This window comes from Bradyrhizobium sp. CCBAU 65884, assembly GCF_028128835.1.
Lineage (GTDB): Bacteria > Pseudomonadota > Alphaproteobacteria > Rhizobiales > Xanthobacteraceae > Bradyrhizobium > Bradyrhizobium ottawaense.
Genome location: NZ_LBJU01000124.1, coordinates 190,836 through 212,333 on the forward strand (window position 1 = coordinate 190,836; position 21,498 = coordinate 212,333).

15 protein-coding genes are annotated in these 21,498 nt (G+C 64.8%); 4 read left to right on the forward strand and 11 right to left on the reverse strand.

What is annotated here, in order from left to right; genetic code table 11:
• Positions 1 to 2 precede the first annotated feature (2 nt).
• The 5 genes from XI03_RS25835 to XI03_RS25855 form a co-directional block, all read right to left on the reverse strand.
• On the reverse strand, positions 3 to 1,181 hold the full coding sequence (locus tag XI03_RS25835) for an ABC transporter permease (protein WP_028142112.1): 1,179 nt from the start codon (positions 1,179 to 1,181) through the stop codon (positions 3 to 5).
• A complete protein-coding gene (locus XI03_RS25840; protein ID WP_028142113.1) occupies positions 1,181 to 2,290 on the reverse strand; it encodes a microcin C ABC transporter permease YejB in 1,110 nt (369 codons plus the stop codon). Before XI03_RS25840 ends, XI03_RS25835 begins: the two co-directional genes overlap by 1 nt.
• Before the next feature lie 2 nt (positions 2,291 to 2,292).
• The gene (locus XI03_RS25845; protein WP_271593657.1) at positions 2,293 to 4,179 is read right to left on the reverse strand and encodes an extracellular solute-binding protein; all 1,887 of its coding nucleotides are present in this window, start codon (positions 4,177 to 4,179) and stop codon (positions 2,293 to 2,295) included.
• A 14-nt stretch (positions 4,180 to 4,193) separates the two neighbouring features.
• The gene (locus XI03_RS25850; RefSeq protein ID WP_271593658.1) at positions 4,194 to 6,095 is read right to left on the reverse strand and encodes an extracellular solute-binding protein; all 1,902 of its coding nucleotides are present in this window, start codon (positions 6,093 to 6,095) and stop codon (positions 4,194 to 4,196) included.
• A gap of 212 nt (positions 6,096 to 6,307) precedes the next feature.
• The gene (locus XI03_RS25855; RefSeq protein WP_271593659.1) at positions 6,308 to 6,862 is read right to left on the reverse strand and encodes a c-type cytochrome; all 555 of its coding nucleotides are present in this window, start codon (positions 6,860 to 6,862) and stop codon (positions 6,308 to 6,310) included.
• 234 nt (positions 6,863 to 7,096) lie between these two features.
• Here XI03_RS25855 and XI03_RS25860 point away from each other — a divergent pair, with 234 nt between their 5' ends.
• Together XI03_RS25860 and XI03_RS25865 are read left to right on the forward strand one after the other, a co-directional pair.
• Positions 7,097 to 7,837 (forward strand): 3-deoxy-manno-octulosonate cytidylyltransferase, encoded by a 741-nt coding sequence (locus tag XI03_RS25860; protein WP_028142117.1) that lies wholly within the window; start codon positions 7,097 to 7,099, stop codon positions 7,835 to 7,837.
• 39 nt (positions 7,838 to 7,876) lie between these two features.
• Positions 7,877 to 8,737 carry a prephenate dehydratase gene (locus tag XI03_RS25865; protein WP_028142118.1) on the forward strand — a complete coding sequence of 287 codons (861 nt, stop codon included), beginning with the start codon at positions 7,877 to 7,879 and terminating at the stop codon, positions 8,735 to 8,737.
• Positions 8,738 to 8,865: 128 nt separating this feature from the next.
• Here XI03_RS25865 and XI03_RS25870 read toward each other — a convergent pair whose 3' ends face one another.
• A complete protein-coding gene (locus tag XI03_RS25870; RefSeq protein WP_212477254.1) occupies positions 8,866 to 9,879 on the reverse strand; it encodes an LLM class flavin-dependent oxidoreductase in 1,014 nt (337 codons plus the stop codon).
• A 398-nt stretch (positions 9,880 to 10,277) separates the two neighbouring features.
• Between XI03_RS25870 and metF the strand changes: the two genes are divergently transcribed.
• Together metF and metH are read left to right on the forward strand one after the other, a co-directional pair.
• Entirely contained in the window at positions 10,278 to 11,198 is a 921-nt protein-coding gene (gene metF, locus XI03_RS25875) for a methylenetetrahydrofolate reductase [NAD(P)H] (RefSeq protein ID WP_028142120.1), read from the forward strand.
• A 6-nt stretch (positions 11,199 to 11,204) separates the two neighbouring features.
• The gene (metH, locus tag XI03_RS25880; RefSeq protein WP_271593660.1) at positions 11,205 to 15,056 is read left to right on the forward strand and encodes a methionine synthase; all 3,852 of its coding nucleotides are present in this window, start codon (positions 11,205 to 11,207) and stop codon (positions 15,054 to 15,056) included.
• 809 nt (positions 15,057 to 15,865) lie between these two features.
• Here the strand turns inward: metH and XI03_RS25885 are convergent.
• The 5 genes from XI03_RS25885 to pimD form a co-directional block, all read right to left on the reverse strand.
• A complete protein-coding gene (locus XI03_RS25885; RefSeq protein ID WP_271593661.1) occupies positions 15,866 to 16,495 on the reverse strand; it encodes a glutathione S-transferase family protein in 630 nt (209 codons plus the stop codon).
• A gap of 307 nt (positions 16,496 to 16,802) precedes the next feature.
• Complete coding sequence (locus tag XI03_RS25890) at positions 16,803 to 17,396, reverse strand: GNAT family N-acetyltransferase (RefSeq protein WP_271593662.1); 594 nt, start codon at positions 17,394 to 17,396, stop codon at positions 16,803 to 16,805.
• Positions 17,397 to 17,578: 182 nt separating this feature from the next.
• Positions 17,579 to 19,084 carry a glycerol kinase GlpK gene (gene glpK, locus XI03_RS25895; protein ID WP_038971327.1) on the reverse strand — a complete coding sequence of 502 codons (1,506 nt, stop codon included), beginning with the start codon at positions 19,082 to 19,084 and terminating at the stop codon, positions 17,579 to 17,581.
• Positions 19,085 to 19,370: 286 nt separating this feature from the next.
• Complete coding sequence (locus XI03_RS25900) at positions 19,371 to 20,144, reverse strand: SDR family NAD(P)-dependent oxidoreductase (protein WP_271593663.1); 774 nt, start codon at positions 20,142 to 20,144, stop codon at positions 19,371 to 19,373.
• A gap of 127 nt (positions 20,145 to 20,271) precedes the next feature.
• Positions 20,272 to 21,414, reverse strand: coding sequence for a pimeloyl-CoA dehydrogenase small subunit (gene pimD / locus XI03_RS25905; protein ID WP_271593664.1), 1,143 nt, complete (start codon positions 21,412 to 21,414; stop codon positions 20,272 to 20,274).
• Positions 21,415 to 21,498 lie beyond the last annotated feature (84 nt).

Here is a 21,498-nt window from a genome sequence, read left to right on the forward strand (position 1 = left end):
GCTTACCTGAACGTCTTGCGCGGATCGAAGGCGTCGCGCACGGCTTCGCCGATGAAGATCAGGAGCGACAGCATGCTCGCGACCGAGAAGAAGCCGGAGAAGCCGAGCCAGGGGGCCTGCACATTGGCCTTGGCCTGCGATAGCAATTCGCCGAGCGAAGGCGATCCCGGCGGCAGGCCGAAGCCCAGGAAGTCGAGCGCCGTCAGCGTCATCACCGAACTCGACACGATGAAGGGCAGGAACGTCATGGTCGCGACCATCGCGTTCGGCAGCAGGTGGCGGAACATGATGACGGGGTTGGAGACGCCGAGCGCCCGCGCCGCCTGGATGTATTCGAAGTTGCGTCCGCGCAGGAACTCGGCCCGCACCAGACCGACCAGCGAGACCCAGGAGAACAGCAGGAGGATGCCGAGCAGCACGAAGAAGCCGGGCACGAGCACCGAGGACAGGATCAGGAGAAGATAGAGAGAGGGAATCGCCGTCCAGATCTCGATGAAGCGCTGGAAGATGAGATCGACCCGCCCGCCGAAATATCCCTGCACCGCTCCTGCTGCGATGCCGATGACGGACGAGACGATGGTGAGGCAAAGGCCGAACAGCACCGAGATGCGGAAGCCATAGATCAGCCGGGCGACCACGTCGCGCCCCTGATCGTCCGTCCCCAGCCAGTTGTATTCGAGGTCGCGGCAACTCTTCAGCCCCTTCTTCTCCACCACCGGCTTGCATTGCGCTTCGGTCAGCATCCAGGTCGGCTTCGACGGCGCCGGCGTCGGCAGGTCGAGATTGTGGGTGTCGTAGGAGTAGCGGATCAGCGGCCAGACGATGGTGCCGTTCTTGTCCTTGATCAGCTTCTGCAAATAGGGATCGCGATAGTCGGCCGCGGTTTCGAAGTCGCCGCCGAAGGTGGTTTCCGAATAGGTCACGAAAGCGGGCCAGTAGAGCCGGCCGTCGAACTTGATCAGGAAAGGCCGATCGTTGGCGATCAGCTCCGCAAACAGCGAGACCACGAACAGGATGATGAAGATCCAGAACGACCAGTAGCCGCGGCGGTTGGCCTTGAAGTTCTGCCAACGCCGCCTGTTGAGCGGCGAAGGCGCGAAGGGCTTGCGCGTGATCGGAACGACCTCGCCCAGCGGGGACTGGGTCGTGGTCTCGATCGGCGTCGGCGCGGTAATCGTCATCAGACCTCCCGCGCCTCGAAATCGATCCGTGGGTCGATCCACATATAGGTCAGGTCGGAGACCAGATTGATCACGAGGCCGACCAGCGAAAAGATGTAGAGCGTGCCGAACACCACGGGATAGTCGCGATTGAGCACGCTCTCGAAGCTGAGCAGCCCAAGCCCGTCCAGCGAGAAGATGGTCTCGATCAGAAGCGAGCCTGAAAAGAAGGCGTGGATGAACGTCCCTGGGAAGCCGGCGATCACGATCAGCATCGCATTGCGGAAGACATGGCCGTAAAGCACCCGGCCCTCGCCGCAGCCCTTGGCGCGCGCAGTCATGACGTATTGCTTGCGGATCTCGTCCAGGAACGAGTTCTTGGTCAGGAACGTCATGGTCGTAAAGGCACCGAGCCCCATGGCGATCAGCGGCAGCGTCAGATGCCAGAAATAATCGATGATCTTCCAGTACCAGGGAAACTGCGACCAACCGTCCGAGGTCAGTCCGCGCAGCGGAAACCAGTTGAAGAAGGAGCCGCCGGCAAACAGGATGATGAGGAGGATTGCGAACAGAAAGCCTGGAATGGCATAGCCCAGGACGAGAACGGTCGATGTCCAGGTGTCGAAGCGCGTGCCGTCCTTCACCGCCTTGCGGATGCCGAGCGGGATCGAGATCAGATAGGTGATCAGCGTCAGCCAGAGACCGAGCGAGATCGAGACCGGCAGCTTCTCCTTGATCAGTTGCAGAACGCTGACGTCGCGGAAATAGCTCTTGCCGAAATCGAAGCGGGCAAAGTTCCAAACCATCAGCGCGAAGCGTTCCGGCGCCGGCTTGTCGAAGCCGAACTGTGCCTCGAGCTTCTTGATGAAGTCGGGATCAAGGCCCTGCGCGCCGCGATATTTCGAGTTGATGGCATCGCCGCCGGCCCCGACCTGCCCGGGCGCGCGCTGCGCAAAATCGCTGCCGCCCGAAATGCGCGAGGTGCCGCCGGTGTCGGCCCCCGAGAGCTGCGCGATCACGCGCTCGACCGGGCCGCCGGGCGCGAACTGCACGACGACGAAGGAGACGAACAGGATTCCGAGCAATGTCGGGATCATCAGGAGGATGCGGCGGGCGATATAGGCACTCATGGCTATTTCGCCTGCTCGAGCTTGGCCGCCTTGGCGCGGTCGGACCACCAGATGTCGGGAGCGCCGACGCCATTGGCGTAGCGCGGCAGCTTCTGGGAATGGCTGAACTGATCCCAGTACGCGAGCCGGTGCGTCTTGTTATACCATTGCGGCACCCAATAGCGGCCGGCGCGGAACAAGCGGTCAAAGGCACGGCAGGCGACAGTCAATTCCTCGCGGCTCTCGGCTGCCATGATCTTCTCGATCATGGCGTCGATCGCCGGGCTGGCGACGCCCGCGAGATTGTACGAGCCCTTGGTTGCCGCAACTTGCGACGAGAAGAATGCCCGCATGGCATCGCCGGGCGTTGCCGACATACTGAAGCGCTGGATCGTCATGTCGAAGTCGAAATCTTCCACGCGCGCGCGATATTGCACGGCATCGACGAGGCGGAGGCTCGCCTCGATGCCGAGCGTCCCCAAATTCTTGATATACGGCGCGTGATGCGGCTGGAGCGAGGGCTCCTCCGCCAGGAATTCAATCTTGAACACCTCTCCGCTCGGCAGCATTCGCTTGCCATCCTTGATCGGAAAGCCGGCTTCGTTGAGCAGCTGCTGCGACTTGCGCAAGAGAGCTCGGTCCTGCCCCGATCCGTCGGACACCGGCGGCGCGAAGGGCGCAGCGAACACCTCCTCGGGAACCTGACCGCGGAATGGCTCGAGCAGCTTCAGCTCTTCCGGCGACGGAGGTCCGTTGCTCGCCATGAGATCGGAGTTCTGGAACGGCGACACCGTACGGGCATAGGCGCCGTACATGATGGTCTTGTTGGTCCACTCGAAGTCGAAAGCGTCGATCAGGGCCTCGCGTACGCGGGGATCCCTGAATTTCTCGCGCCGGGTGTTGATGAACCAGCCCTGCGCGCCGGACGGCGTGTCGTCGGGCACGATCTCGAGCTTGACGCGGCCGTCCTTCACGGCCGCGAAGTCGTACCGCGTCGCCCATATGCGCGAGGTAAACTCTTCCCGGTAGAGATAGTTCTTGCCGGTAAACCCTTCGAAAGCGACGTCGCGGTCGCGATAGAACTCATAGCGCACGACATCGAAATTATAGGTACCGCGGCAGGGCGGCAGATCGGCAGCCCACCAGTCCTTCACCCGCTCATACTCGATATAGCGATTGACCTCGAACTTGCCGACCTTGTACGGACCCGAGCCCAGCGGGATCTCCAGAGACGATTCATCGAACGGGCGAGACGCATAGTACGCCTTCGAGAAGATCGGCAGGCTGGCGGCATAGAGCGGCACATCGCGCGCCCGCCCCTTGGCAAAGGTGACGACGAGCGTTGCATCGTCGATCGCTTCCGCGCCGACCATGTCGCGCAGTTGGACGATGATCAGCGGATGACCCTTGGTCTTCAGCGCCGTCAGCGAAAACGCAGCATCATGCGCGGTGAGCTTCGTGCCGTCGTGGAATCTTGCTTCGGGCCGCATGGTGAAACGATAGACCAGCTTATCCGGCGATATCCGCACGGATTTGGCGGCGAGCCCGTACATCGCATCAGGCTCGTCGCTTGCGCGCACCATCAAAGGCGCAAACGTCATGTCCATGCCTTGCGCCCCGTCGCCCTTCAGGATGAAGGCGTTGAGCGAGTTGAAGGTCTGGTAGGACTGGTTATAGGCGCGCACCGACGGAATGAGCGAGAACGCGCCGCCCTTCGGCGCGTCGGGGTTGACGTAGTCGAAGTGGGCGAAGTCGGCGGGATATTTGAGATCGCCGAACGCCGAGATGCCGTGCGCCTCAACCCCGGCTTCCGATGCATGCGCACCGCGCAGCAGCTGCGCATTCAGGGACGCACCAACGGCGCCGCCGACACCCAAGGCCAGCACATGGCGGCGTGACATCTGCGTCATGCGGGGAATGTCCTTCACGACTTCTTTGCGATCCGCGCCGCCTTGTCTGCGTCGTACCACCAGATGAAGGGGAAGCCGGACTGGCCGTATTTCGGCATTTCCGTCGGCCGGCCGAAGCGGTCCCAGCGCGCGGTGCGCACCTTCGTATAGGTCCATTGCGGCACGACGTAATGATTCCACAGCAGCACGCGGTCGAGCGCCTTGGTCGCGGCGACGAGATCGTCGCGATCCCTCGCGTAGATCACCCGCTCGATCAGCTTGTCGATTGCCGGATTCTTGATGCCGCCAATGTTGCGCGAACCGGCGATGTCGGCCGTCTTGGACGACCAGAATTCGCGCTGCTCGTTGCCCGGCGACTGCGACTCCCCCCACGAGTTGGTGACGACGTCGAAATCCCACTCGCGCGTCCTGTTCTCGTATTGGGTCGGATCGACCGTCCGCACGCTCACCGCAATGCCGAGCCGCTCCAGCGACGGCTTGTAGAACAGCGTGATTCGCTCGAAGCTCGGATCCGAGTTCAGCAGCTCCAGGGTGAACTGGGCGCCGGTCTTGACGTCGGTCAGCTTGCGGTCGCGCACCTCGTAGCCGGCCTCCTTGAACAGCCGCAGCGCCTCGCGCAGATTATCGCGCACGGCTTCCGGACTGCCTCCGACCGGATTGGTGTAGGCCGTGGTGAAAACTTCGGGCGGGACCTGGGCGCGAACGGTCTCGAGGATCTCGAGCTCCTTGCCCTGCGGCAAGCCGGTCGCCATGAGCTCGTCAATGCCGTCGAAATAGCTGTTGATGCGCTTGTACTGGCCGTAGAAGATCTGCTTGTTCATCTCCTCGAAGTCGAACGCGTAGTTGAGCGCGCGCCGCACGCGCGGGTCACTGAACTTGCCGCGGCGCAGGTTCGGCACGAACGCCTGCATCACGCCCGAGCTGCGATTGGCGAACTCCTCGAGGATCACGCGCTTTTCGCTCACGGCCGGGAAGTCGTAGGCTGTCGCCCAGTTCTTCGCGCTGTTCTCGGTGCGCCAATCGACCTGGTCGGCCTTGAAGGCCTCGATCGCGACGGTGGCGTCGCGGAAATATTCGTAGCGCAGCTCGTCGAAATTGTTGCGGCCGACATTGGAGGCGAGGTCGCGGCCCCAATAGTCCTTGACGCGCTCCAGCGCGATCGACCGTCCCGCAACGAAGTCCTTGACCCTGTAGGGGCCGGAACCAAGCGGGACTTCAAGCGTGGTGGCGGACACGTCGCGCTTGCGGCCCTGCGCGTCGGTCCCTTCCCACCAATGCTTCGGCAGGACTGTGAGTTGCCCGACGATCTGCGGCAGTTCGCGGTTGCCCGGCGCGTCGAATACGAATTTCACCTCGCGCTCGCCGAGCTTCTCGGCCTTCACCACATGGCTGTAATAGGCCGAGTACATCGGGTGGTGCTTCTTGAAGGAATCGAGCGAGAAGATCACGTCATCCGCGGTAACGGGCTTGCCGTCGTGCCATTTGGCCTCCGGCCGCAAACGATAGGTGACGAAGGAAAAATCGTCCGGATGGCTGACGGCCTCGGCGAGCGCGCCGTACTCGGTCGAGACTTCGTCGAGCGAGGGCGTCGTGAGGGATTCGTAGATGAATGCGACGGCGCCGGCGACCTGCCCCTTCACGCCCGACACGACGATATTGAAATTGTCGAAGGTGCCGACCGCGATCTGGCGCGCGACGCCGCCTTTGGGCGCTTCAGGATTGACGTAATCGAAGCGCGTGAAGTCGGCGGGGTACTTGACCTTTCCGAACAGTGACAGCGCGTGGCGCCAAGGCAGCTCGCCGGCGGATTGCGCCTGCGCTGAGCCGACGGCGGAAACGCTGCCCAGGGAACCGAGGGCGGGGAGCGCTGCGGCCGCAGTGCCGGTGAGCAGGAGATCGCGTCGGGTTATGGCCAAATCAATAGTCCTGTCTTGAAGGAGGCTACTCCTTTAAGGTCCCAATATAGGCGAGGTTTCGACCGAATATGTTGCTTTTTCCTCATCTTGGAAGGCCGGGCGGCCTGTCTGATGCGGCCAAACGCCCCGATAAACTCGCCGCGAGGCCCGGATAAGCAAACGGCCAGGCTTTTCAGCCTGGCCGCATATTCCAAGATCGGGTTCTTGAGGCCTTACTTCGACGCGGTCGGCAGCGGCTGAGGATGCTCCGACAGCGAGTTCAGATAGGCAATGACGTCGGCGCGCTCGGAATCCTTGGCAATGCCGGCGAAGCCCATCGCGGTGCCCGGGATGAAGCCCTTCGGACTGGCGATGAACTTGTTGAGGTCGTCGAATGTCCAGGTACCGCCCTTGCCCTTCATGGCCGCGGAGAAGTTGAAGCCGCCACGACCCTCGCCCCTCTTCTCGCCGACGACGCCATAGAGGTTCGGACCGACGCGATTCGGGCCGCCCTTCTCGAAGGTGTGGCAGGCGCCGCACTTCTTGGCGGCGGAGGCGCCCTTTTCGACGGAGGCGGTCTGGAGCAACTTTTCGATCGGCTCGGAGGCCGCGGCGGCAGCGCCGCCTTCCTTGCCGTGGCCGGCATCTTCCTTCACGGCGATCTCGAAACCCGGCTTCTCGAGCGGCTTCGGCGTGAACAGCGCGTTGGCGGTGAAGCTCGTCACCAGCAGAAGGAGACAGGTGCCGAGCACTGCACCGAGAATTTTATTGAGTTCGAAAGAGTCCATTTCCGGCCAGGCCCCACACCGCAAGAAGAATCGAGCGGCCGGGCGGCCGCCAGGACGAGCCTCGGGAGAATCAAGCGTTCCCTATCGTTTCCCCGAGTTTTGCCATTGAGATATCGGTTTGCCCGGGGTCTGGCAACCCGTATAAGCGACCCGGCTTTCGGGCCGTCCCCACCCCATTTCCCGGCGCGGAAAACGCCCCGTTTCCAGGCTCTTGACCCCAGGCCTTTGAACCCGATGATCGATCCTCGCATCCTGGTGCTGATCCCGGCCCGCATGGCCGCCACCCGCCTGCCCGGCAAGCCACTCGCCGATATCGCGGGATTGCCGATGATCGTGCACGTGCTGCGCCGCGCCGAGGCCGCCGGGATAGGCAGGGTCGCGGTCGCGACCGATACGCCCGAGATCGCTTCGGTCGTGACGGCCCATGGCGGCGAGGCCGTGATGACCAGCCCCACACACCCCTCCGGCTCCGACCGCATCCACGAGGCCATGCAGAAGCTCGATCCGGACGGCAAGGCAGAGATCGTGGTCAATCTGCAGGGGGATTTTCCGACGATCACGATCGACAACATCCGCGAGGTGCTGCCGCCGCTGCAGGACCCGGCCGTGGACATCGCGACACTGGCCTCGCAGATCCACACCGAGGAGGAGGACCTCGCCCCGAGCGTCGTGAAGGCGATCGGAACCTCGCTCGGCGGCAAGCGCATGCGTGCACTTTATTTCACCCGCGCGACCGCGCCGACCGGCGACGGACCGCGCTACCACCATATCGGCCTCTATGCCTATCGCCGCGCCGCGCTGGAGCGTTACGTTTCGCTGCCGCCCTCGCCGCTGGAATTGCAGGAGAAGCTCGAACAGCTCCGGGCGCTCGAGGCCGGAATGCGCATCGACTTCACCATCGTCGACACCGTCCCCCGCGGGGTCGACACGCCGGCGGACCTGGAAACCGCCCGCAGCATCCTTTCCAAATCCTGAGCCGCTGTTACAAGGCCGACCCAGGAGCACTTTTAAGACATGAGCAAGATGAAGATCGCATTCCAGGGCGAGCCCGGGGCCAATTCCCACATCGCCATCGTCGAGGCCTATCCCGACGCCGAGCCGATGCCCTGCGCCACCTTCGAGGACGCGCTGTCGGCGATCTCCTCCGGCGAGGCCGATCTCGGCATGATCCCGATCGAGAATTCGGTCGCGGGCCGTGTTGCCGATATCCATCACCTCTTGCCGGCCTCCGGCCTTTTCATCATCGGTGAATGGTTTTTGCCGGTCCGGCATCAGCTGATGGCGGTGAAGGGCACCAAGCTCGACGACATCAAGAGCGTCGAGAGCCATGTGCATGCGCTCGGCCAATGCCGGCGCATCATCCGCAAGCTCGGCGTCAAGCCGATCGTGCATGCCGACACCGCCGGCAGCGCTCGCGACATCTCCGAGCGCAAGGACAAGACGGTGGCCGCGATCGCCTCGCGCCTCGCCGCCAAGATCTACGGCCTCGACATCCTCGCGGAGGACATCGAGGACGAGGCGCACAACACCACCCGCTTCGTGGTGCTGGCGCGCGAGCCGAAATGGGCCGCCCAAGGCTCCGGCCCGCTGGTCACGACTTTTGTGTTCCGGGTACGCAATTTGCCGGCCGCGCTCTACAAGGCGCTCGGCGGCTTTGCCACCAACGGCGTCAACATGACCAAGCTCGAAAGCTACATGGTCGACGGCAATTTCTTCGCCACGCAGTTTTATGCCGACGTCGACGGCCACCCCGAGGACAAGGGCCTCGCCTTCGCGATCGAGGAGCTGAAATTCTTCTCGCGCGAATTCCGCATCGTCGGCGTGTATCCCGGCCACCCCTTCCGCGCCACGTTCAGCGAAGCGCAGCAGGATTAGTCGCGTGTCCCGGACGCGCGAAGCGCGAGCCGGGACCCAGAAAGTTGCGATCTCCGGAGGCGCGATGGGCCCCGGCTCTGCAGCGCACCGCTGAAGGGCGCTGCGCTGCGTCCGGGGCACGATAGTTCTTACGCGGTCGCTTTAAGCCCGAACGCCTCGGCGAGCAGCGAATACGACTTCTTCCGCGCCTCGTGATCGTACACCGCTGTGATCGCCATCAGCTCGTCCGGCTTGCTCGCGTCGATCAGCGGCTGCAGTTTCTTCCGTACCGTCGCGGGGCTGCCGACGAACAGGCGGGAACGGTTGCGGAGGATCGAGGTGCGCTCGGAGTCGGAGTAAGGATAGGCCTGGGCCTCCTCGACGCTCGGCAGCGGCAGATATTGACCGCGGTCGCGGCGCAGCCGGTTGAGGTCGAACGAGCTGGCAAGCCGTTCGGCCTCCTCATCGGTATCGGCGGTGATGACGGCGACCGCGAGGATCGCTTGCGGGCTCGCACGCCAGGCCGAGGGCTGGAAGCGGTTGCGGTAATGCACCATCGCGTCGACCGCGTCGTGGGACGCGAAATGATGCGCGAAGGCGAAGCCCATGCCGACCTGTGCCGCCAACTCCGAGGAATAATCGCTGGAGCCGAGCAGCCAGATCGGCGGCAGTCTGGTGTCGTCGGGCATGGCGACGACGTTATGGTAGGGGTGCCCTGCGGGGAATTCACGGGTCTCCCACAGAATCAGCTCGTGCAGCCGCTCCAGGAAATCATCGCCCTCGCGGCGGTCGAGCCGGCTCCGGAGCGCATAGGCGGTGGCGCCATCGGTGCCGGGCGCCCGGCCAAGGCCTAGGTCGATGCGGCCGGGAAACAGCGCCTCCAGCATCTTGAATCGCTCGGCGACGACCAGCGGGGCGTGGTTGGGCAGCATCACCCCGCCGGAGCCGACGCGGATATGCTTCGTCACCGCCGCGATCTGGCCGATCATGACGTCAGGCGCGGGACTCGCGACCGAGGCGAGGTTGTGATGCTCGGCGAGCCAGTAGCGGACATAGCCGAGCCCATCGACATGGCGCGCCAGGTCGATGCTGTTGCGCAGCGCCGCGGCGGGCCTGGTGCCTGTGGTGACGACGGAGAGGTCGAGGACTGAGAGCGGGATCATGGCGCGCTAACCTAGTGGAGGGCCGCGCGGCGACAATGGGGCGGCTGCGCAGATCTGACGTGTGCAGACCGCGAGCCCGCGCAGTCGACCGAAGCGAGGCGGTGGGCCAATAGCAGTCCAAACAACACTTCTTTCATACTGCCCACCTACCGCGCTCGCTCCGGCCAGCCCTCAATTTTTTGTCAGCTTGTTGAATTAGCTAATTTATTTTAGGGCCACCGGCATCCCACTCAAATCAATATACGCTCAATAATTCATCTATTGTTGACAGAAGTGGGCCATTTCCCATCCCTGATGGGCTGTCGATCGGACCGCCTTTGCCCTATCTTGGGCTCTCCCAAGCTAGACCTGACCGTCGGCCGCCAGGATCTGGCGACACATCTGGAGCGAGTGGTGCCATGACCGATCTGACGATTCCTGCCCGAGCAGACGGGCAAGACGGGCACCTGAAGCGGCCTGCGATCTCCTTCGAGTTCTTTCCGCCCAAGACGGAAGATATGGAGCGCAATCTCTGGGAGACCATCAACCGGCTCGCTCCGCTCGACCCGAAATTCGTCTCGGTGACCTACGGCGCCGGCGGCTCGACCCGCGAGCGCACCCATTCGACCATCGCCCGCATCCTGAAAGAGACCGCCCTGCTGCCGGCGGCGCACCTGACCTGCGTCGGTGCCTCGCGCGGCGAGATCGACGAGATCGTCGACCGCTATCACGAGGTCGGCGTCCGCCATATCGTGGGCTTGCGCGGCGATCCCGCCGGCGGCATCGGCACGCCCTATGCCAGCCATCCCGACGGTTATCAGAGCTCGGCCGAGCTCGTCGCGGGGATCAAGAAGCGGCATGCCGACATCGAAGTGTCCGTGTCCGCCTATCCCGAGAAGCACCCCGAAGCGCGCGACTTCGATGATGATATCGACACGCTGCAGGCCAAGGTCGATGCCGGCGCGACCCGCGCGATCACCCAGGTGTTCTTCGACAACGACCTCTACTTCCGCTATCTCGACCGCGTGCGGGCGCGCGGCATCGACATCCCGATCGTGCCGGGCATCATGCCCATGCACAATTTCAAGCAGGCCCGCAATTTCGTGACGCGCGCCGGCACCACCGTGCCGGACTGGTTCGCCGCGAAATTCGAAGGCCTCGACGAGGACGCCGAGACCCGCAAGCTGGTGGCCGCAACCGTCGCGGCCGGCCAGGTGCAGAAGCTCGCCAAGCACGGCGTCGACACTTTCCATTTCTACACCATGAACCGCGCCGATCTCGTGTTCGCGATCAGCCATTTGCTCGGCATTCGCGCCAAGAGCGCCCAGAAAGCGGCCTGAGACAACATGACCGTACCTGTTTCCGCGAAACGTACTGCCCTGCTGAACGCCGCGCGCGAGCGCATTCTCGTGCTCGACGGCGCCATGGGCACGATGATCCAGAACCTGCAGTTCGACGAGGCCGCCTTCCGCGGCGATCGGTTCAAGGACTTTCATCGCGACCTGCGCGGCAACAACGATCTGTTGATCCTGACCCAGCCGCAGGCGATCGAGGACATCCACGCGGCGTATTTGCGCGCCGGCGCCGACATCGTCGCGACCAACACCTTCTCCACGACGTCGATCGCGCAGGCCGATTACGACCTCACCGACATCGTCTACGAGATGGCGCGCGAAGGCGCCCGCCTCGCCGGCAACGCCGCGCGGCGCGTCGAGGCCGAGGACGGCAAGCCGCGCTTCGTCGCCGGCGCCATCGGCCCGACCAACCGCACCGCCTCGATCTCGCCCGACGTCTCCAATCCCGGCTACCGCGCCGTCACCTTCGACGATCTGCGCAAGTCCTATGGCGAGCAGATCAACGGCATGCTCGACGGCGGCGTCGACCTCTTGCTGGTCGAGACCATCTTCGACACGCTGAACGCCAAGGCGGCGCTCTATGCGATCGCCGAGATCACCGAAGCGCGCGGCATCGACATGCCCGTGATGGTGTCGGGCACCATCACCGACAAATCCGGCCGCCTGCTCTCGGGCCAGATGCCCGAGGCGTTCTGGAATTCGGTGCGGCACGCAAAACCCGTCACCATCGGCTTCAACTGCGCGCTCGGTGCCGAAGATCTGCGCGCCCATATCGCCGATATCGGCCGCGTTGCCGACACGCTGGTCTGCGCTTACCCGAACGCCGGCCTGCCCAACGAATTCGGCCAGTATGACGAGACGCCGGAATATATGGCGCGCCTGGTCGGCGAGTTCGCTGCGTCCGGCCTCGTCAACATCGTCGGCGGCTGCTGCGGCACCACGCCGGAGCATATCGCCGCGATCGCAGCTAGCGTCGCCCCGCACAAGCCGCGCATCGTGCCGGAGATCGAACCGCGCCTGCGGCTCTCCGGCCTCGAGCCCTTCATCCTGACCGACGCGATCCCGTTCGTGAACGTCGGCGAGCGCACCAACGTCACCGGCTCGGCCCGTTTCCGCAAGCTGATCACGGCCGGCGACTACACGGCGGCGCTGCAGGTCGCGCGCGACCAGGTCGAGAACGGCGCGCAGATCATCGACGTCAACATGGACGAGGGCCTGCTCGACTCTGAAGCCGCGATGGTGACGTTCCTCAATCTCGTCGCCGCCGAGCCCGACATCGCCCGCGTCCCCGTGATGGTGGACTCCTCCAAGTTCTCGGTGATCGAAGCCGGCCTGAAATGCGTGCAGGGCAAGCCGGTCGTCAACTCGATCTCGATGAAGGAAGGCGAGGAGAAGTTCATCTTTGAGGCCAAGATCGCCCGCCGTCATGGTGCGGCTGTGGTCGTGATGGCGTTCGACGAGGTCGGCCAGGCCGACACGTTCGCGCGCAAGACCGAGATCTGCAAGCGCGCCTACGACATCCTGGTGAACAAGGTCGGCTTCCCGCCCGAGGACATCATCCTCGATCCGAACGTCTTCGCGATCGCGACCGGCATCGAGGAGCACAACAATTACGGCGTCGACTTCATCGAGGCGGCGCGCTGGATCCGCCAGAACCTGCCCGGCGCCCACATCTCGGGCGGCGTCTCCAATTTGTCGTTCTCGTTCCGCGGCAACGAGCCGGTGCGCGAGGCCATGCACTCGGTGTTCCTGTATCACGCCATCAAGGCCGGCATGGACATGGGCATCGTCAATGCCGGCCAGATGATCGTCTATGACGACATCGATGCCGAGCTGCGCCAGGTCTGCGAAGACGTCGTGCTCAACCGCGACCCGGGCGCGTCCGAGCGTCTCTTGGCACTCGCCGAAAAATTCCGCGGCAACAAGACCCAGACCAAGGAAGCCGATCTCGCCTGGCGCGAATGGCCGGTCGCGAAGCGGCTGTCGCATTCGCTGGTGCATGGGATCACCGAGTTCATCGAGCAGGACACCGAGGAGGCCCGCAAGGCGTCCTCGCGTCCGCTCGACGTGATCGAGGGCCCGCTGATGGCCGGCATGAACGTGGTCGGCGACCTCTTCGGCGACGGCAAGATGTTCCTGCCGCAGGTGGTGAAGTCCGCGCGCGTGATGAAGCAGGCGGTGGCCTGGCTGATGCCGTTCATGGAAGAAGAGAAGGCGCGCAATCTCGCCAACGGCATCGGCACCGAGGGCTCCTCGTCCGCCGGCAAGATCGTGCTCGCGACCGTCAAGGGCGACGTCCACGACATCGGCAAGAACATCGTCGGCATCGTGCTCCAGTGCAACAATTTCGAGGTCATCGACCTCGGCGTGATGGTGCCCGCCGCAAAGATCGTCGAGACCGTGAAGGCGGAGAAGGCCGACATCGTCGGTCTCTCCGGTCTGATCACGCCCTCGCTCGACGAGATGGCGTTCTTCGCCGGTGAATTGCAGCGCGAAGGCCTCAAGCTGCCGCTCCTGATCGGCGGCGCCACCACGAGCCGCGTGCATACCGCGGTCAAGATCGACCCGAGCTATCGCGCCGGCCCCGTCGTGCATGTCAACGACGCCAGCCGCGCCGTCGGCGTTGCGTCCTCGCTGCTCTCGCCCGAGAAGCGCGAGACCTATGCCGCCGAGGTGCGTGCCGAATACGCAAAAATCTCGGACGCGCATCTGCGCGCGCAGGCCGACAAGAAGCGCCTGAAGCTCGCGGCAGCGCGCGCCAACCGCGTGCCGGTCGACTTTGCCAAAAGCAAGCCGGTGAAGCCGACTTTCCTCGGCATCCGCAGCTTTGACGACTACGATCTCGCCGAACTGGTCGACTGCATCGACTGGACCCCGTTCTTCCAGACCTGGGAGCTCGCGGGGCGCTTCCCCGCCATCCTCGACGATGCCAAGGTCGGCGAGGTCGCGCGCTCGCTCTATGACGACGCGCGAAAAATGCTCGACACTATCGTCAAGGAAAAGTGGTTCCGGGCGCGCGCGACGATCGGCTTCTGGCCGGCGAACGCGGACGGCGACGATATCGCTGTTTACGCCGACGAGAGCCGGACCAAGAAGATCGCGACGCTGCACACGCTGCGCCAGCAGCTCGAGAAGCGCGAAGGTCGGTTTAATGCCGCGCTCGCCGACTTCGTCGCGCCCGCGGGCGTGCCCGACTATGTCGGTGGCTTCGTCGTCACGGCAGGCATCGGCGAGGACGCGGTTGCCGACCGCTTCAAGATGGCCAATGACGACTACTCCTCGATCCTGTGCAAGGCGCTGGCCGACCGTCTCGCCGAAGCCTTCGCCGAGCGCATGCATGCCCGCGTGCGCCGCGAATTCTGGGCCTACGCGCCGGACGAGACGCTCTCCAACGACGAGCTGATCCTCGAGAAGTATCAGGGCATCCGCCCCGCGCCGGGCTATCCCGCGCAGCCCGACCACACCGAGAAGGCGACGCTGTTCGAGCTGCTCGATGCGGAAGCAACCTGCGGGGTGAAGCTGACCGAGAGCTTTGCGATGTGGCCGGGCTCCTCTGTGTCCGGGCTCTATTTCGCCAGCCCCGAAAGCTATTATTTCGGCGTCGGCAAGATCGAGCGCGACCAGGTCGAGGACTATGCCGCACGCAAGGGCATGAGCGTCGCGGAAACCGAGCGTTGGCTCGCGCCGGTGCTGAACTACATCCCGTCGCGAGAGGACAGCGACAAGGCCTTTGCGGCAACGGCGGCGAATGACGAGACGTCGAAGGATCTCGCCTCGCATCCGCCGGGCTGCACCTGCGCGGTGCACCTCGTCTGGCAGAAGAAGCGCGCGGGCGCGGGATAGGCGCGCACGCTCTCTCCCCTTCCTGGCGAAGGCCTCCGTGTCCCGGACGGCGCTGCATCGCGCAAGCGATGCCGCACGGCACGCGGCAAGATGGGCCCCGGCTCTGCAGCGCACCACCCCGGACGATGCTGCGCATCGCCGGGCCGCTGCGCCGCGTCCGGGGCACGAGTCCTTTGTTCAATAGACACACCTTTGCATCCTCGCGGCGTTTCCGCCCGAGCTTTGCGCTCCGCTTCACGCCCTCATAGCGAAAGGGCGCAGGGAAGGCCGGGCGCCGGCTGGCACCCGCGGGTCCGTCGTGCGATGAGATGCACACGCAATGCACAACGGATCAACAGGTGAGGCCGAAACGTCCGGCCTTCCCTGCGCGATGTTTGACGGCGTATGGCGCGCTCTCCCCGGAGACGAGTTCCTGCTTGCCTCCGTCACCTCGCGGATTGGCGATGCGCTTCGCCCGGTCGGGCTTGGCGCACCTCCGCAAGGCTTGACTGTAGCAACGACAGCCAGGACCACGCGATTTGGCCGTACGCATCAGCGCCGTTCGTCCGCACGCCGCCGGGACCTCACGGGGTTCGCCCGCCCTGCTCCCGCTTCTCGTGCACGACGCTGCCGCGTCCACCGCTCCCCGATCCGCGGCTCGTGACGACGTACGACCGCCCCTCTCGCCGGATCAGGATGGGCGACACATACGCCGAAACCGAATTTCGGTAAAGTGGAATATTTCGATCGACGCTGATTGACCCAGCGCTGGCGTGTTTTGCCCGTCAGGCAACCCACGATCTGGTAGCTTGGGGCCGAGCACCGGGGCCTCACCCCTTCGGCGGGGCCAGTGGCTGCACGATCTCCTGGAACGGCGCCAATGCCTCGCAGCGCTCGCCATGTGCCGCGAGCGCCGGATAGCGCGACGCCTCGAACAGCTGCGGATGCGCCTCGCGGGTGAAGCGGACGACGCAGGCAACCGCAACGTCGGCGTGGCCGATGCGGCCGCCCAGCCAGTACGGCGTCGTCACCTTGGCGCGCTCGGCCTCGAGCACGGCGAGCACGTCCGCAATCTGCGCCTGGCAGCGCGCGACCCACAACGCGAGCTGCTCCTTCCGCAGCACGCGCTCGTAGAGCAGGCTCACCGCCTTGTCACCGAGACCGGAAGCGAGCGCGCAGATGCGCAAATGCCTGCGCCGCTCGGTGCCGCTGCGCGGCAGCATCGCCTTGTCCTCGCCGACGAGTTCGTCGAGATAGTCCAGGATCACCGTGCTTTCGATCAGCGCCTCGCCGTCGTCGAGCACCAGCGTCGGCACGCGGCGCAGCGGATTGTGCGGCGCGATCTTGTCGGCGTCGCCGAAGGTCGACCACGGCCTGTGCTCGAAAGGAAGGCCGTAAAGCCGCAGCGCGATCGCGACGCGGCGGACGAATGGGGAGTCGTATTGGCCGATCAGGAACATGGTTTTTGCTCTTCCAGCGGTTGGACGTGGCAGGGCCGTCCAGTTCACCGCCAATGCACGCTGCCTGCAACAACTATGTTGGAATCGGAGCATTGCGCGTGACGCAACAACGAGAGATCAATAGACAATGTACCAGCCGGAGCTCCTCTCATGAATCTGCGATCTCTCCTCTCGCTCGTCCTGCTCGCAAGAGCGCGCACCTCAGGATGACGGCGGAGCGTGTAGCAGCGGACGATCTTGGCCAACATGTGCTAGAGCGAGATGCGGCGACGGACCAGCCGCTCATCTGAGCTACATTGCTCACGCGCTACCCGATAACAGGCACATGCTTCGCCGCGTCCCGCGGCGCGGTGCCGTCGAGGCGCGGATCGTCGGCGATCTCGACCTGGCGGCGGAACGGGCGGAAGCCGGAGCGCTGGTAGAAGGCGACGGCGGATGGGTGGTCGAGCGTGCAGGTGTGGACCCAGAGGCGGCGGACGTCGCGCGACCAAGCGAGGTCCAGCGCGCGGTTCATCAGGAAGCGGGCCGCTCCCGTGCCGATCAGAGGCGCGGTGACGCCGAAATAGGCCAGCTCGCACTGACCGGCCTCGCGAAAATCCAGTTCGAGCAGGCCTTCATTGCGTCCGCCCACGGCGAGTGCATAGACCTCGACGCCCGCCGCGTGGATGATCGCGGCGAGCTCTGTGTCGTTCATCCGCGCCCGGGAGAACCACAGCCATTCCTCGCCGACGCGGCGGAAGAGATCGCGGTACCAGTCGAGCGCGGGCGCATCGACCTTGCGCAGGACCCACGCACCGGGAGGATCGTCACGGCGTGCGGGAGGCGCGGTCATCTCAAGGTGGGTGACGACGGCGGCGATCTTGCCGGTGGGGACGTCGGAATAGCCGTCGGGGAGGATCATTGCGGTTTCCTGTGGAGCCGAGTGCGAGCTACATATCCGATGTCGTCCCGGCGAAGGCCGGGACCCATAACCACGAACGTGGATTACTTTGCGAGGCTGGAACGACGGGTCCCGTTCACAACATCTGCTGCGGAGTATGGGTCCCGGCCTTCGCCGGGACGACTCGGAGAAAGAGAGGCGTACTACCCCTCCCCCTCGTCGCTCGCCAGCACGCCCTTCACCGCCCTCGCCCAGCCCGCCAGCTTCCGCTCCCGTGTCGCCTGGCTCATGTTCGGCTTGAAGCGGTGCTCGAGGCGCCAATTGTCGGCGAACTTTGTCGGCTCGGGATAGACGCCGGCCTGGAGGCCAGCGAGGTAGGCGGCCCCCAGCGCTGTGGTCTCCTGGATCACGGGGCGGTCGACCGGCGCGTCCAGCAAATCCGCGAGGCGCTGCATGGTCCAGTCCGATGCGGTCATGCCGCCGTCGACGCGGAGCACGACGCTGGCGGTTTCCGAGCTTGGCCAGTCGGCGCGCATCGCGGCCCAGAGGTCAAAGGTCTGGTAGCAGACGCTTTCGAGTGCGGCGTGGGCGAGTTCGGCGGGGCCGGTGTTGCGGGTGAGGCCGAACAGCGCGCCGCGGACGCGCGGATTCCAATAAGGCGCGCCCATGCCGACGAAGGCGGGGACCAGATAGACGCTCTGCATGGAGTCCGACTGATCGGCAAGCGGGCCGGTCTCGGCGGCGTGCTTGATGATGCCGAGGCCGTCGCGCAGCCATTGCACCGCACTGCCTGCGACGAAGATCGAGCCTTCGAGCGCGTAAGTGCGCTTTCCGTCGAGCTGATAGGCGACGGTGGTGAGGAGCTTGTTCTTCGACGCGACCGGCGTGGTGCCGGTGTTGAGCAAGGCAAAACAGCCGGTGCCGTAGGTCGACTTCATCATGCCGGGACGGAAGCAGGCCTGGCCGATGGTCGCCGCCTGCTGATCGCCGGCGATGCCGGAGATGGCGATCGCGCCGCCGAACAGATCCGGCGTGCTCTCGCCGAAGCGGGCCGAGGAGTCCTTCACCTCGGGCAGCATCGAGCGCGGCACGCCGATGATTTCCAGCAGCTCGTCGTCCCACTGTCCGGTGTGGATGTTGAACAGCAGCGTGCGCGAGGCGTTGGTGGCGTCGGTGGCATGCACCTTGCCGCCGGTGAGGCGCCAGAGCAGGTAGCAATCGACCGTGCCGAACATCAATTCGCCGCGCGCCGCGCGCGCCCGCGCGCCGGGGACGTGGTCGAGGATCCAGGCCACCTTTGTGCCGGAGAAATAGGGGTCGATGATCAGGCCGGTCTTCTGCGAGATCACGGGCTCGCGGCCGTCGGCCTTGAGCTTGGCGCAGATGTCGGCGGTGCGGCGGTCCTGCCAGACGATGGCGCGGTGCACGGCCTGCCCGGTGGCGCGGTCCCACACCACGGTGGTCTCGCGCTGGTTGGTGATGCCGATCGCCGCGATGTCCTTCGCGGCGATGCCGGCCTGCTCGATCGCCTCGCGGCAGACCATCACCGTCGAGGTCCAGATGTCCTCGGGCTCGTGCTCGACCCAGCCCGAGGCCGGGAAATGCTGCGGAAACTCCTGCTGCGCCTTCGCCGCGATGGATATGTCGCCGCGAAACACGATCGCGCGCGAGGAGGTGGTGCCCTGGTCGATGGCGAGGACGAAAGACATGGCGGCTTACCCTTGGCGTTTAGCTTGGCGTTCCCTGGAGGGGGGTCATTGTGTCGCGCCAAAGGGAGCGGATTGGAGGCGGAAGGTCAAGATTGGAGGCGGGGCGCCGCCGCATTCCCTTCTCCCCTTGTGGGAGAAGGTGGCGCGTAGCGCCGGATGAGGGGTTCTATCTGCGGAGAGACATGTTCACGTTGAGACAGGTGTCTCCGCGGAGGCAGACCCCTCACCCGTCTCGCCGCTACGCGGCGAGCCACCCTCTCCCACAAGGGGAGAGGGGAAGAAAGAGCTACACCGCCGCCGTGGTCACGCCGCCGTCGATGACGATGGTCTGTCCGGTCATGAAGCTCGAGGCATCGGCAGCCAGATACGCCACCGCGCCTGCGATTTCGTCGGGTTCGCCGATGCGGCGCAGCGGCGTGGTGGCGGTGCGGCGCTTGAGGTTGGCTTCGTCTTCCCACAGCGCGCGGGCGAAATCGGTCTTGACGAGGCCGGGCGCGATGCAGTTGACGCGGACGCCTTTCGGGCCCCACTCGCCGGCGAGCGAGCGGCACAGCGCGAAGTCGGCCGCTTTCGAGATACCGTAGGCGCCGATCACGGTGGAGCCGCGCAGGCCGCCGATCGAGGAGATGATGACGACGGAGCCGCTGCCGCGTTCCGCCATTTGCGGGATCGCGAGCGCGGAGAGCCAGATGTTGCTCTTGACGTTGCTCCCCATGATCTTGTCGAAGGCCTCGTCGGTGATGTCGAGCAGCGGGCCGTAATAGGGATTCACCGCGGCGTTGCAGACGAGGATGTCGATCTTGCCGTAATGCTTCGTGGCGCCCGCGATCAGCGCCTCGACCTCGGCCTTGCGCGCGATGTTACAGGGGATGACGGTGGCGTCACCGCCGGCCGCCTTGATGCCGTCGACGACCTCCTGGCAGGCGTCGGCCTTGCGCGAGGACACCACGACCTTGGCGCCGAGCTTGGCGAGGAGTTCCGCGGAGGAGCGGCCGATGCCGCGGCTGGAGCCGGTGACGACCGCGACCTTGCCGGTGAGATCGAACGGGGTGTTCTTCATTGTCGGCTCCTTCTTCCTGGTCATTCCGGGGCGCGCATAGCGCGAACCCGGAATCCATTTCACCGCGCGTATTGCCGCCCGATGGATGCCGGGTTCGCGCTACGCGCGCCCCGGGATGACAGCGAGGCTAGATCAACCCGCCACCATCAGCGACGCGGCGCTGGTGGTAGTCGGTGTCACCAAAACTGTTCTCGATCATGGTGAGGCGCTTGAAGTAGTGGCCGATCTTCGCCTCCATGGTCATGCCGATGCCGCCGTGCAGCTGGATCGCCTGCTGTCCGACGAATTTCAGCGATTTGCCGATCTGCACCTTGGCCGCGGCGATGGCGTTGGAGCGCTCCTTGGCGTTCTCGAAATCGCTCGCCATGGTCGCGAACATCGACATCGATCTCGCCTGCTCGGCCGCCACGAACATGTCGGATGCCCGGTGCTGCAGCGACTGGAACGAGCCGATCGCGACGCCGAACTGCTTTCGCGTCTTGATATACTCGACGGTGGTCTTGAGCGACTCGTCCATCAGGCCGACCGCCTCGGCGCAGAGCGCGACGCGGGCTTCGTCGACGACACGCTCGATCAGCGCGAGCGAATCCTCGGGGTTGCCGAGCGCGGCATCCGCGCCCACCTCGACACCGGTGAAGGTGATGTCGGCGGCGTGCAGGCCGTCCTGGGTCGGATAGGACTTCCTGGTCACGCCCTTGGCATTCGCGGGCACCAGGAACACGCCGATGCCGGCCTTGTCACGACGCTCGCCCTTGGTGCGCGCGGTGACGATCAAGGTGTCGGCATTCTCGCCGTTGAGCACGACGAACTTCTCGCCGTCGATGACGTAAACCTCGCCCTTCTTCTTCGCGGTGGTCGCGACGTCGAACAGATCGTAGCGCGAGTTCTTCTCGAGCTGGGCGAACGCCAGCGTCTTGCTGCCGTCGATGATGCCGGGCACGTGCGCGGCCTTCTGCGCGTCGGTGCCGGCATGGCGCAGGAAGCCGCCGCCGATCACGACCGTTGCCAGATACGGCTCGAGCACCAGCGCCTTGCCGAGCGCTTCCATCACGATCATGGTCTCGACGCCGCCGCCGCCGAAGCCGCCATCGGCCTCGCTGAAGGGCAGGCCGAGCAGGCCCTGCTCGGCGAGCTTGAGCCAGACCGCTTTGCTCCAGCCGCCCTTCTCCTTCATGTACTTCTTGCGGCTTTCGAAATCGTAGGAATCGGTCAGCAGGCCGTCGATGCTGTCCTTGAGAAGCCGCTGCTCCTCGTTCAGATCAAAATCCATGTCTTTGGTTCCTCGTACCCGGAATTTTTGCTTCGTCATCCCGGGGCGCGCGTCGCGCGAGCCCGGGATCCATACTCCCGATCG